Annotated in this window: 9 protein-coding genes; 1 reads left to right on the top strand and 8 read right to left on the bottom strand. The window is 68.3% G+C overall.

Annotated elements, in window-relative coordinates:
* Positions 1–33: 33 nt before the first annotated feature.
* The 3 genes from ACV22Z_RS16245 to ACV22Z_RS16235 form a co-directional block, all read right to left on the bottom strand.
* Complete coding sequence (locus tag ACV22Z_RS16245; protein WP_448077320.1) at positions 34–3,150, bottom strand: efflux RND transporter permease subunit; 3,117 nt, start codon at positions 3,148–3,150, stop codon at positions 34–36.
* Positions 3,147–4,241, bottom strand: coding sequence for an efflux RND transporter periplasmic adaptor subunit (locus ACV22Z_RS16240; protein WP_448077319.1), 1,095 nt, complete (start codon positions 4,239–4,241; stop codon positions 3,147–3,149). Before ACV22Z_RS16240 ends, ACV22Z_RS16245 begins: the two co-directional genes overlap by 4 nt.
* Positions 4,242–4,317: 76 nt before the next feature.
* A complete protein-coding gene (locus ACV22Z_RS16235) occupies positions 4,318–4,935 on the bottom strand; it encodes a TetR/AcrR family transcriptional regulator (RefSeq protein ID WP_448077318.1) in 618 nt (205 codons plus the stop codon).
* Between the two features lie 104 nt (positions 4,936–5,039).
* Between ACV22Z_RS16235 and ACV22Z_RS16230 the strand changes: the two genes are divergently transcribed.
* Complete coding sequence (locus ACV22Z_RS16230; protein ID WP_448077317.1) at positions 5,040–6,518, top strand: efflux transporter outer membrane subunit; 1,479 nt, start codon at positions 5,040–5,042, stop codon at positions 6,516–6,518.
* A gap of 218 nt (positions 6,519–6,736) precedes the next feature.
* Here ACV22Z_RS16230 and ACV22Z_RS16225 read toward each other — a convergent pair whose 3' ends face one another.
* From ACV22Z_RS16225 to ACV22Z_RS16205, 5 genes are all read right to left on the bottom strand, one after another.
* Positions 6,737–8,476, bottom strand: a complete 1,740-nt coding sequence (locus tag ACV22Z_RS16225) for an L-tyrosine/L-tryptophan isonitrile synthase family protein (protein WP_448077316.1) — start codon at positions 8,474–8,476, stop codon at positions 6,737–6,739.
* Positions 8,473–8,943, bottom strand: coding sequence for a protein tyrosine phosphatase family protein (locus ACV22Z_RS16220; RefSeq protein WP_448077315.1), 471 nt, complete (start codon positions 8,941–8,943; stop codon positions 8,473–8,475). The genes ACV22Z_RS16225 and ACV22Z_RS16220 overlap by 4 nt, the downstream gene beginning before the upstream one ends.
* Positions 8,944–9,037: 94 nt before the next feature.
* Positions 9,038–10,054 carry an L-tyrosine/L-tryptophan isonitrile synthase family protein gene (locus ACV22Z_RS16215; RefSeq protein ID WP_448077314.1) on the bottom strand — a complete coding sequence of 339 codons (1,017 nt, stop codon included), beginning with the start codon at positions 10,052–10,054 and terminating at the stop codon, positions 9,038–9,040.
* A 530-nt stretch (positions 10,055–10,584) separates the two neighbouring features.
* Positions 10,585–11,805, bottom strand: a complete 1,221-nt coding sequence (locus ACV22Z_RS16210; protein ID WP_448077313.1) for an MFS transporter — start codon at positions 11,803–11,805, stop codon at positions 10,585–10,587.
* Positions 11,802–13,019, bottom strand: coding sequence for a serine hydrolase domain-containing protein (locus ACV22Z_RS16205; RefSeq protein ID WP_448077312.1), 1,218 nt, complete (start codon positions 13,017–13,019; stop codon positions 11,802–11,804). Before ACV22Z_RS16205 ends, ACV22Z_RS16210 begins: the two co-directional genes overlap by 4 nt.
* Positions 13,020–13,123 lie beyond the last annotated feature (104 nt).

The following is a 13,123-nucleotide window of genomic DNA, read 5'->3' as shown; positions in this document are numbered from 1 at the left end:
CGCCTCCCTGTTTTCCGGTTCGCACGTGCACGGTCAGGAACTGACGGACGTCTCTTCGCGCCGATATGCCGGGGGCGACGCTTGTGCCGCTGCGTCGCTCGCCTTCGGAGCGATGCGGAACCAGATCGCATACAGCGCCGGGAGGAACACGAGTGTCAGCGCAGTGCCGCCGATCGTGCCGCCGATCAGCGTGAACGCGAGCGCGCCCCAGAACACCGAGAACGTCAGCGGAATGAATGCGAGCGCAGCCGCAAGCGCCGTCAGGATCACCGGCCGCGCGCGCTGCACAGTCGCTTCGATGATCGCGTCGTAAGGATCGAGGCCGTCGGCCTCGTTCTGATGGATCTGCCCGATCAGGATCAGTGTGTTGCGCATGATGATGCCGGCGAGTCCGATCAGCCCGAGGATCGCATTGAAGCCGAACGGCTGGCGAAACAGCAGCAGGATCGGCACGACGCCCACCAGCGCGAGCGGTGCGGTGAGCAGCACCATCGCCATCGCCGCGATCGAGCGCACCTGGAAAATCACGACGATCATCATCAGGATCAACATGATCGGAAACACGGCGGCAAGCGCGGCATTCGCCTTGTTCGCTTCCTCGAGGGCCGCCCCCGTCTCGATCCGGTACCCCGGCGGCAACGCGGCGACGATCGGCCGGATCGCCTGAATGATTTCGTTCGAGATCTCGGGCGACTGGAATTCCTCGCCGATGTCGCCGCGCACGGTCATCGTCGTCAGGCGGTCGCGGCGCCGCAGGATCGGGTCTTCCATGCGGACCCCGACCTCGCCCAGCTGGTCGAGCGGCACTTTCTGGCCGGCGCCGCCCGTCAACGTGAACGCACCGAGCTTCGCAGGATCGAGCCGGTCGGTGCCTGCGCTGCGCGCCACCACTTGGACCGAGCGGATGTCCTCGCGCACCTGCGTGACAGGGGCGCCCGTCAGCAGGAACTGAAGCTGCTGCGACGCATCGTGCGTGCTCAGGCCGATCGCGCGCAGCCGGTCCTGATCGAGCGAGATATGGATAGTCGGCACGCGCGGCCCCCAGTCGGTGTTCACCTGTCGCATCGACGGGTTCGCGCGCATCACGCGCTCCACCTGACCGGCGATTTCGCGGACCTTGCCCTCGTCCGGCCCCATCACGCGAAACGCGACGGGGAACGGTGAATACGGCCCGAACACGATCTGCGTCGCACGCACCTGCGCGTCGGGCGCGAGGCCCTGCGCGACGGCGGCGCGCAACTTCAGCTTCAGCGCCTCGCGCGCCTTCTCGTCCCGCGTCAGCACGACGATCTTCGCAAACGACGGGTCGGGCAGCTCAGGCGACATCGCGATAAAAAAGCGCGGTGCCCCCTGGCCGATGTAGCTCGTGACCAGCCGGGCCTCGGGCTGCTTCCGCAGCCATGCCTCCACCTTGCCGACCGCCGCGCTGGTGGCCGCGATGCCGGTTCCTTCGCTCATCCGCACCTCGACCAGCACTTCCGGCCGGTTCGAGATCGGGAAGAACTGCTGCTTGACGAGACCCAGGCCGAGCACGGCGGCTGCGAACAAAAACGCAACCGCCAACACCACGCGCTTCTTGTGCGCGACCGTCCATGCGAGCAGCGCGCGCAACCGGCGATAGGCCGGCGTATCGTAGACGGCGGCGTGCCCGCCCGCGACCGGCCGAATACGCGGCAGCAGCTTGACGCCGAGGTAAGGCGTGAAGGCGACCGCGACGACCCAGGACGTCAGCAGCGCAAAGGCCACGACCCAGAAGATGTTGCCCGCGTATTCGCCTGCGCTCGACTTCGCGAAGCCGACCGGCATCAGCCCGATCGCGGTCACGAGCGTACCCGCGAGCATCGGCGCGGCGGTATGGCTCCACGCATACGTGGAGGCCGCGATCCGGTCGAACCCCTCCTCCATCTTCACGACCATCGTCTCGATCACGATGATCGCGTCGTCGACGAGCAGCCCGAGCGACAGGATCAGCGCGCCGAGCGTGATGCGATCGAAATCGCGTCCGGTCGCGAGCATGATGATGAAGACGCCCGCGAGCGTGAGCGGCACCGCGGCCGCGACGACGATCCCCACGCGCAAGCCGAGGCTGATCAGGCACACGGCGATCACGACGGCCAGCGCGACGAAGAACTTCAGCATGAACTCGTCGTACGCTTCCTCGATGTTGACCGCCTGATCGGTAACCTTCGTCAGCGACAGGCCGAGCGGCATCTCCGCCGATATCGCCGCCACCGCCTTGTCGAGATCCTTGCCGAGCTGCAAGCCGTTGTAGCGGTCCTTCATCACGATGCCGAGCAGCAGCGCCGGCTCGCCCTGGTTGCGGATCAGGAAGGTCGCGGGATCCTCGTAGCCGCGCCTGACGTCCGCGATGTCGGACAGCCTGAGCGTCCGGCCGCCGGCGACGATCGGCGTGTCGCGGATCTTCTGCAGGTCGTCGAACGCGCCGTCGAGGCGAATCAGCACCTGCGGTCCGGCCGTGTCGATCGAGCCGGCGGGCGTCACGAGATTCCGGTCGTTCAGCGCGGCAAAGATGTCGCGCGGCGAGATGCCGAGATTCGCGAGCCGTGCATACGAGAACTCGACGAAAATGCGCTCGGGCCGCTCGCCGACGATATCGATCTTTTTCACGCCCGGCACGTGAAGCAGCCGCTGGCGCAACGCTTCCGCCTCGCGCGCCAGCACGCGCGGCGGCTCGTCGCGCGCCTTGAGCGCGTAAAGCGCGAACGTCACGTCCGCGTACTCGTCGTTGACGAACGGGCCGGCCACGCCCTGCGGCAGCTTCGCCGCCTCGTCGCCCAGCTTCTTGCGCGCCTGGTAAAACTCCTGCTGCACGGCCGACGGCGGTGTGTCGTCGCGCAGCGTGACCGTCGTGAAAGCAAGCCCGGGCCGCGTGAAGGTTTCCGTGCGGTCGTACCACTTCAGCTCCTGCATCCGCTTCTCGAGCCGCTCGGCGACCTGGTCCTGCATCTCCTGCGCGGTCGCGCCGGGCCACGCAGACATGAAGGTCAGCTCCTTGACGGTAAACGCGGGATCCTCCGCGCGCCCGAGCTTCAGGAATGCGAGCGCGCCGGCGACGGACACCGCGATGATCAGGAACAGCGTGACCGCGCGTTCGCGCACCGCGAGCGCGGAGAGATTGAAGCGGCTCATTGCAGCGCCCCCGCGATGCGCACGCTCTCCCCGTCGTGCAGCAGGTGCGCGCCGAGCGCGACGAAGCGCTCCCCTGCCTTGAGCCCTTCCGCGACGGTGGCGGTCTCGTCGCCGACCGCGGCCAGCCGCACGCGCCGCCAGACGACCCGCGGCTTTGCCCCATCGACGATCCAGACGCCCGGGCCGTTGCCGCGGTCGTAGACAGCCGCGAGCGGCACCCGCATCGCGGTGTCGCCGGTCGCGGCGCGCGCGTCGGGCACGTGCACCGTCACCGTCGCGCCAAGCGGCGCGCGCGCGATCGGCCCCTCGAGCACGTAGCGCGCCTCGAACGTCCGCGTCTGCGGGTTGGCCGCGTCGGAAAGCTGGCGCAGGCGCGCGTCACCCGACAGGTCGCCGCCGCCGTATAACGTCGCGCGGCCCGTGGAGCCGAGCGCGGGCCGGAACGTCTCGGGCAGGTCGACGACCGCTTCACGCGGGCCGGAACGCGCGAGCCGCACGACCGTCTGCCCCGCCGCCACCACCTGCCCGGGCTCGCCGAGCGTGCTCATCACGACACCGTCCGCATCGGCGACCAGCACCGCATAACCGGCCGCGTTGCGCGCGACGTTCGCGCGCGCCTGCGCGGCACGAAGCTGCGCCCGCGCCGTGTCGGCGGCCGCTCGCATCTGGTCGTACGCGGAGGCCGACACGGCGCCGGCGGAAACGAGCCCGCGGTAGCGCAGCTCGTCGGCCGCGGTCTGGTTCGCACGCGCCTTCGCTGCCGCCACGGCGTCGTCCTCGGCACGCGTCGCGAGCTGCAGGTCGGTTGCGTCGATCCGCATCAGCGGCTGCCCGCGCCGCACCGTCTGACCGGCATCCACCAGCCGCTCGACGATCTTGCCCGGCACCCGGAAACCGAGGTCGCTCTGCACGCGCGCGACGACGGTACCCGTGAAGGTCCGGCCGACGTTCCCCGCGTCCCGCGCGATGTCAGTCCGGACGAGCGGTGTCGCGGCGCGCGGATCGTCCTGTTTCGCGGGACCGCAGGCGACGAGGCCGAATGAAATCGAAGCGGCGAGAACAGCCGGCGCGGCCGCGCGAATGTGCAACATGGGCAATCTCCACATTGAAGGAGGCCCAAGTGTGAATCACGTGACCAATATCGTCAATGGTCACATCTGGGACGGGTCAGGGAGACAGGCTGCGCAGCACGAGGTTGCAGACGGCCTTCGACGCGTCCTCGGCGTGGTCGAGGTGGTACTGCAGCATCACCGGATTCACGAACGGCTGCATGACGAAGAAGATCGCGCGGCAAGTCTCGTCGAGCGGCGTCTTGCGCTCGAATTCGCCGCTTTCCCGCCCTTCGCGGACGATCTGCACGATCGCACTCCTGATCCTCTCTTCGTGCTCGATCGTGGTCTGCCAGCCTTCCTCGATCGCATACGCGGCAATGTCGTACAGCTTGCGGTCGGTGAAGAAGAACCCCACGCAGGCGGCGGTCATCGCCTGGAACATCCCGCGTAGCCTGTCGGTCGCGGACTCGCCGCCGGCGATCGCCTGGTCGGCTGCCGCCATGATCGTGCCGAGGCTCGTCGCACAGATCGCCTCGCCGATCGCGCGCTTTGAATCGAAGAACTTGTAGATGTACGCCTTCGAGAAGCCGATCGCCTTCGCGAGATCGGACACCGTCGTCTTGCCGTACCCGTAATGCCGGAAATGTTCGTTCGCCGCATTCACGATCTGGTCGCGGACGGCGTGGTCCGCCGGGCCACGCCGGCCTGCGGGGAGAGACACGCTTTCAGTCATGGTTGGAAATCTGGAGCATCAGGACGCAATTGACACCATGTGACCAATTCGTACAATAGTCACACTCGAAACACCGCCTCTATTCTCTACCCTGAAGGGTCGTCATGCCGGTTTCCCATCGATTTTTTGCATTGTTTCTCGCCGTCGGCGCGCTGGCCGGCTGCGCGGTCGGCCCCGATTATCAACGGCCGGCCATTGCCGCACCCGATCGCTTCATCGGGCAAGCCGCCGTCGAACAGCGTCCCGTCGCGATGGTCGCGGACCTCGGCGAGTGGTGGACGGGCTTCGACGATCCCCTGATGACGCGCTTCGTCAATCTCGCGCTGGAACAGAACCTGGACATCGCCCAGGCGACCGCGCGCGTCTCGCAGGCGCGCGCCGCGCTGGGCGCCGCCAACGCGGCACTGCTGCCGAGCGGCGGCGTGACCGCGCAGGGCCAGAAGGTCTACCAGTCGGTCGATACGCCGCTCGGCCGGCTGCTCGACCCGACACCCGGCTTCTCCCGCAATGCCGCCTATTACGAGGGCGACGTCGGCGCCAGCTGGGAAATCGACCTGTTCGGCGGCTTGCGGCGCACCCGCGAGGCCGTGCGCGCCGAATACGAGGCGTCGGCCGCGGCTGCGGTCGCCACCCGGCTTGCCGTCGCCGCGCAGGCCGCGGATACCTTCGTGACGATCCGCGGGCTGCAGGCGCGCCTCGCTGTCGCACGGCAGCAGGTCGACACCCGCCGGCGCCTGCTGACCACCGTGCGGATGCAGCACCGCAATGGCGTTGCGGCCGAATTGCAGGTTCGCCAGGCGGAAGGCGCGCTGGCCCAGGTCGAGGCCACCGTGCCGGTGCTCGAAGCCGGGCTCGATGCGGCGCTGAACGCGCTCGACGTGCTGGTCGGCGCGCAGCCCGGCACCCATCGGCCCGAACTGGACGCAGCCGCACCGATTCCGGTCGCCCCGCGTCTCGCGGATGCCGGCACGCCGGGCGAACTGCTCCGCCGCCGCCCGGACCTGATCGTCGCCGAACGCCGGCTCGCGGCCGCGAATGCGCGTATCGGCGCGGCGATCGCCGAGTACTATCCGAAGCTGTCGCTGAGCGGCCTGATCGGCACGGCCGCCACCGCGTCCGGCGACCTGTTCACGCATGGGGCGACGCAAGCGCAAGGGATCCTCGGCCTGCGCTGGCGCCTGTTCGATTTCGGGCGCATCGACGCGCAGATCGTGGCTGCGCGCGGGCAGACCGCCGAGGCGCTCGCCGCCTATCGGCAGGCCGCATTGCGCGCATCGGAAGATGTCGAGGACGCGTTTTCGGCGCTTGTGAAGCGCGAGGCCCAGACGCGGACGCTCGAGCAGGGCGAAGCCGCGCTGGCGCGCGCGCGGGAAACATCGTTCGCGGCGTACCAGAGCGGCGTCGTGAGCCTGATCGAAGTGCTCGACGCCGACAGCGACCTGCTGCAGACGCGCGATGCGAAGGCACAGGCGCAGGCCGAGGCAGCCCGGGCGTCCATCGCGTCGTTCCGCGCACTGGGTGGCGGCTGGAAAGCTGCGCAGAACGCGCGAACCGACACGCCGCTGGAGGTCTCCGCACGCTGACTGCAGCGTCGTCATGTGCCGAACGCTCGAGCCACCCGCGCGCTGCGCGACGCCGGCGCGCATCCCGCGTCCGGCCCCCCGGACAAACGAATGCCGCGGCTTGCGCCACGGCATTTCCGTGCTGACGTATTGCGTGCCGGCCGGTCAGGCAGGGCCCGCGCCAATGCAGCGTGCCGGCCGCCGGCGAGCGCCGGACCGGCCGACGCGCGACGGCGCGCTCAATACACCTGCACCCGCCACAACTCGCGCGCCGCCGATTCGCGCGACATTGCACGACGGCCGTGCAGCACGCTGTAGTTGTCGACCAGCACGATATCGCCGTCCATCCAGTCGTGCTCGACAAGGTTCTCGCTCGCGTACGCGAGCGCATTGATCTGCTGAACGCTGTCGTCGGGCACGGTGCCCGGCGTCGCGATGCTGACCTCGAAGCGCTGCAGCGTCGATTCGCTGCCCTCCTGATACCGCAGCACTTTTTCGCCCGTGTCCGGGTGCGTCGCGATCAGCGGGAACGTCCGCGGCACGCCGCCGAAGTAGGTCATCTTCGTGTTGTAGGTCAGGCTCGTCCGCTCCCACGCAGCCAGCTCGCCGGCATCGAGCTGACGGACGATGCGGCGCGCGTCGACCAGCGTCGTCATGCCCTCGCCCCGTTTCGGCGCGGTCTTGCAGTAAAGCGCAAACATCTTCGCGGAGAAGTGTTCGTCCTGCTGCACGAGCGGATGCGTGAGCGGCAGCATGCTCAGGTCCCAGTGCAGCGGCACCGCCTCGAACGAGTGCACGTAGCCGTTCGCGTCCTCCTCGGGCTTCACCTTGTGCACCGGTCCGAACTGCCAGACGTACAGCTTGCCGAACTGCTCGGTGAACTTTACGAGCGCAACCTCGTCGTCGACACGAAAACTGCGGAGCACGACGAAGCCGTGACGTCGCAGCATCGTTGCGAGCGCATCCTTCGACAAAGCGCAGCAATCGATCCGGCCGCCCTCGTCGGCGTTCGGCTCGACCAGCAAGCCGAAGTCGTCGCGATGCACGACACTGATCGCACATCGATTCAGGACCGGATCGTCACCTTCCGCGAAATACCACGGCTCGCCGCCTTTCGTGACGAGCGCGGCGTTGACGGTCCGGTTGACCTGCGATTTGCTCAGCATGGCAAATTCTCCATTCTTTTTTTGAAGTAGTACGTTGCGCCAGGGCAGCGCACCGTTGCCGCCCGCAGCATGCAACCTGATCGGAATCTTCTTGCTCCCCGGCGGTGCCGCATGGACCGTCAGCCGCAGGCCGGCAGGCAGCTTCGCGTCGAGAAAGCCGTCCAGCGCGACGCCGCGCTCCGCCATCCGTTGCGCGGCCCGCGCAAGCCGCACGCGCGTCGCGGTGTCCGCTTCGGCCAGCACGATCTGCCATTCGCTGGCGAGCAGTGCCGTCAGTTCGGCCACGCGTTCGCCGCGGGCGTCGCGACGCTGGTCGTCGTCGGTCGGCCAGTACGGTGCAAGCGCTGCGTCAACATCGGACGCGTCGCGATCGAACGACGGATCCACCGTCGAATACGAATGCCAGACGATGTTGCGCGACACGATCAGCTTCCGCAGCGCACGGTGATACGCATTCGCGTCGGCCCGGCTCACGTCCAGCAGATCGAAGAACGTCAGCCCGTCGCTGAACAGGTCGATCACGCATCCCGGCGCATAGAACCGGCGCACGGTCTCGCAGAACGCATCGAGATAGCCGAGCGCGAGCCGTTCGCCGCGGTCCGGCAGCATGCCGAGCACCTTGCCGCGCCGGTCCGGCGACTTGAGCGGAAAGCCCGGCAAGGTCAGCCGGATCGGCTGTCCGCGCGCCACGCACGCGCCGACCTGCGCGTCAAGCGCGTCGCGCTGCGGGGCGGACAGGTGGTCAACGTCCCCGCTGCGGCACAGTTGTCCGAACGCGCGCCGGAATTCGGCCACGACCGATGCGTCGCTCATGACGCACGGCGCGCGCTCAGGTTCACACGCAGTGCCTGGATGAAGGTTTGCCAGACGGGAAACTCCGCGGTATTCCAGATGCCGGCGATCCATTCGTCAGCCTGCCCGGCGGACCAGCCGTCATGCATCATCTTGTAGTGCGACACGAACACCGAAACCCTGTAGTTCGCTGCGCAATGCACGAGCGTCCTGCCGCCCGCCAGTTGCCGGAAGATGTCGGCGAACCGGTCGAAGTCCTCGAGCGCGGGCTGCTTGAAATCGACCGGCAGGAAGTGATACTGCATGCCGTTGCGCCGCACGCAGCCCTCCTCGTCGTCGATCGAATAGCGCGTGTCGAACGGCGCGAGGTTGATGACCGTCGTCACGCCGTCCTGCGCCAGCTCGGCAAACTGCGCCTCGGTCGGCTGGCCGGCCGTCAGCGTATGCGTATCGATCCATTTCGCGTTGAGCATGTCGGAAAGATTCACGTTGTGCCTCCATTGCAGATGGGACGGGTTCGTCGCCCGCAGCGCGACGCGGCTGCCGACGAATACCGATGGGGGGTATACGCGCCGCGACCGCTCAAGGAGAAACAGCTTCGGCGGCACCGGCGAACAGTTGCGGGTGATGGACGAAATGGCAGGGCACGCCATCCGAGAACACCAGCACCGAATTGCGCTCGTCGACCTCGGAGCGCTTCTTCAGCACGATCCGGTTGTTCTCGCGCACTGCCACCGAATGCCACGGCGTGAGCCACACGTCGTCGCAGTCAACGAGGCGGATGCCGATCTTCTTCGACATGCGGAACTGCGGATGAATGGACAAGCGCAGGCTGTTCGGAAACACCTCCTCGATCAGCCGGCTCCACGCATTGCTGCGCTGGATCACGCGATACGCGTTGCAGCGGCTCATCTTCTGGATCGCCGTGTTGCTCCAGGTCCGGAACTGCTCGATGCCGAGCGAGTCTTCGTACAGGAAGCGCGTGATGCCGCGATACATCGCACCCATCGCCGGATCGTCCTGGCATTGCCGCCGGATCCGCTCGACAGGATCGCTATAGGCGATCAGCAATTCCTCGCGTTTCGACGTGAGATCGTCGAGATAGCTGAAGTGGCCTTTCAGGTCGAAGAACTCGAAGCTGCCTTCGAAATGCGCGTCCGCATGCGCTTCGAGGCTCTTCAGGTATTGCGCGACCTCGTCGTCGCCGATGCTGACGACATCCGAGAAGCAGTAGCCGTCCGAGCAGATGACGAGCTTCGCACCCGGCCTGTAGATCTTGCCGATGCGATTGCTCAGTGCGGCGAGGTTCTTCAGTGCATGCTTCTCCGCCAGATCGGGCAACGCGCCGAGCGTCTTCATCCGGTTCGGTGACTTGCCCGGAAACGCGGGCAGGATCAATCTGACCTGACGATCGCACGCGACGACAGGCAGGATCGCCTCGACGTGCCAGTCCATCTCGGCTTCGATGTCGCCGGGGCGACTGTCCTCCGTCGGATGCAGCTTGCGAAGCTTGAACGCTTCGCGCACGATCGCGCGAGCGATCGAAAGCGCGTCGCACTCCACCACGCTCGCTTGGGTCCCGTATAGATCGCACGACATTTCGGCCCTCTCGTGAATGGCTGAGGATGTGGTTAGCCCGGCAGCGGCGGACGGTTGCGCAGCCGCTGCCCTCCTCGTTGTTTTTGACATCGCGCGGCCCATCCGGCTGCCTTCGCCGGTGGCCGCGCGCTGGCGATTGCGCGATCGACTCGCCCGATGCGCCGCGTCCTAGTGTGTGGGACGCGATATAGGCGAATTCACCAATCAAACGTCGGCTGAAATTACAAAGCAAACGCTTCCCGCGCGATAGCTGTCCTTTCGGGTAGGCATTGTCGACAAGAAACGTGTCGCTGGACGCGATTGTTTCCGATCGGCGCGACGGGCAAACGCCGATGGCGCGGGACGGCTGCGGGGAGACAGGGGAAGGAATCCTGAAGAATCAGGAAGGATCGCCGCAGGCGACACGCTGCCGACGTGGACGATCTGAAAAGAGCAAGGGATGCGCACGGCGGCAGTCCGTCAGGCCGCCACCGGCAAGGCTGGCACGGCGGCGCCGGACACTCTCGCATCCGGACGCGCGGCCAGTGCGCTCACGCAGCCATTCGCGGCCCCGCGAACCCATGCCGCCGCGCACGCCACGCGCCGATCCAGGCCGACACGAGCAGCACGACGAGCACCCACGGCATCACGCCCGCCCCAGGCCCATCGAGCAGCAGGCCACCGACGATGCCGCCGCCCGCGATCGCGAGGTTCCACACGGTCACGATCATCGATTGTGCGACGTCGGCGGCCTCCCCCGCCGCGTTCGCCGACGCCGTCTGGAACAGCGTCGCCGCACCGCCGAACGCGAGCCCCCAGAGCACGACGCCTGCATAGACGACAGTCCGGCCGCCGCCGACGCCGAGCATCAGTGCCGCCAGCGCGAACAGCGCGATGCTCGCGAGCGTCAGGCGCCGCAACGCATGGCCGATCCACGCGCCCGTCAGCGCAATGCCGACCAGCGACGCGACGCCGAACGCGAACAGCACCGCGTCGACCTGCCCGCTCATCCGCACGCCCGCGAGAAACGGCGCCACGTACGTATAGAGGATGTTGTGCGCGAGCACGTAAGCGAACATCACGGCGAGCACCGGCTGCACGCCGGGCAGCCGCAGCACGTCCAGCACGGGCTGGCGCGCGCCGGCAGGCTGCCCCGGATGATCGGGCAGCCGCGCGCGCACCCACACCATCAGCACGAGTGCCGCCACCGTGATGCCGCCGAACGCGACCCGCCAGCCGAACGTCGATCCGAGCGCGGTGCCGGCAGGAATGCCGATCGACATCGCGACCGGCGCGCCGAGCATCGCGACCGCGATTGCGCGGCCGCGCAGCGCGTCGCCGACCATCCGGCTCGCATAGCCGGCCAGCAGCGCCCACAGCAGGCCCGCCGACATCCCCGCGACGAAGCGTGCGGCGAGCGTGAGCGCGTAGTACGGCGACGCGGCCGTCAGCGCGTTCGACACGACGAAGCCGGCGAGCGCCGCGAGCAGCAGCTTGCGCCGGCGCATCCCGCGTGTCGCGGCGACGAGCGGAATTGCCGCGACGATCGAGCCGAGCGCGTAGATCGTCACGAGCTGGCCGACCAGCGCCTCCGGCACGCGCAGGTCGCGGCTCATCAGCGGCAGCAGGCCGGCGGGCAGCGCCTCGGTGAGGATCGTGATGAAACCGGCCGTCGCGAGCGCCAGCAGGTTCGCGACAGGCAGGCGCTCGTCACGCTCGCCGCGCCCGTGCGCGCGCGCGAGCCGGGGCGGTGCGGACGTCGCGTCGCTCATGCCGCCTCCCGTTCGCCTACGCCGTAGACCGCATCGCGCACGTCGGCGACGAAGCGTCCGTGCATCCCTTCGTACAGCGTGTTGGTCAACGCAACGACCGTCAGCCCGGCCGCCCGGTCGACGAACCACGCATGCCCGTACGCGCCGCCCCAGCGCCACGTGCCGGCCGGCTCCGGCGACTGCGCGGCCACCGGATCGCGCAGCACCGAGAAGCCGAGCCCGAAGCCGAACCCCGGCGCGGCCGGCAAGTCGTGCGCGCCCGGCTGCACGCGGCCCATCTCGTCGGTCCACGCGGCGTCCAGCCAACCCGCGCGGCCGGTGCGCAGCGCATCGAGCAGCGCCAGGCAGTCGCGCGCGGTGCCGACCATCCCCGCGCCGCCCGACTGAAAGGCATCCGCGTCGAACGCGCGGGCCGGCTCGTAGCGAATGCCCACCGTGCCTTCGTACACCTGCGCGATATCGAACGGTTCCATCCGGCGCGGCGCACCGGCCGTGCTGACGTAGGGTGTCGCGAGCCGTGCGGCGTCGCGCGCGACGAACGCGGTGTCGGTCATGCCGAGCGGCGTCGTCACGAGCGCTGCGACCGCTTCGCCGAGCGGCCGCCCGTCGACCGCCTCGATCAGCGCGCCGACCACGTCCGTCGCCAGCGAATACGCCCACGAGGTGCCGGGCGCGAATTGCAGCGGCACGCTGGCGATGCGCCGCAAGTTTTCGGCGAGCGTGAGGCCCACGCGGTCCATCCCGTCGGAGACGCCGGCGCGCGCATACGGGCCGTCGCTGTCGGCTTCAAGGAAGCGGTAGCCGAGCCCGGCCGTGTGCGACAGCAGATGGCGCAACGTGATGCGCGCGGGGCCGCCGCCGCTGCCGATCCGGCCGGGCAGCGGCGGACGGAACTCGGGCAGCCAGCGCGTGACCGGCTCGTCGAGCCCGATCCGGCCGGCCGCGACGAGCCGCATCGCCGCCGCGGTCACGATCGGCTTCGACACCGATGCAAGCCGGAACAGCGTGTCCTCGCGCATCGGCGTGCCCGCTTCCCGATCGGCAAGCCCGGCGGCGCGCGCATAGTGCAGTTCGCCGTGACGGGCGACCAGCACGACCGTGCCGACCACGCGCTGGTCGGCGAGCGCGCGCTCGAGCGCCGCGTCGAGCCGCGCGCGCAGCGCGGCGGCCGATTCGTGTCCGCGTTCGTGCAGGACGGCAGGCAGGGATGACATGGGATGACCTCGCAAGATGAACGAGCGCCCATCGTAGGATGGCCAGCGAAACAAGAAAAACTGGGCTAGAGTTCCTGACAATCCGGACATCGATGTCCGCAATC

It is taken from the genome of Burkholderia sp. PU8-34 (assembly GCF_053427725.1).
The sequence above is the reverse complement of the archived record's forward strand: the minus strand, read 5'-3'. Positions and strand labels throughout refer to the sequence as shown.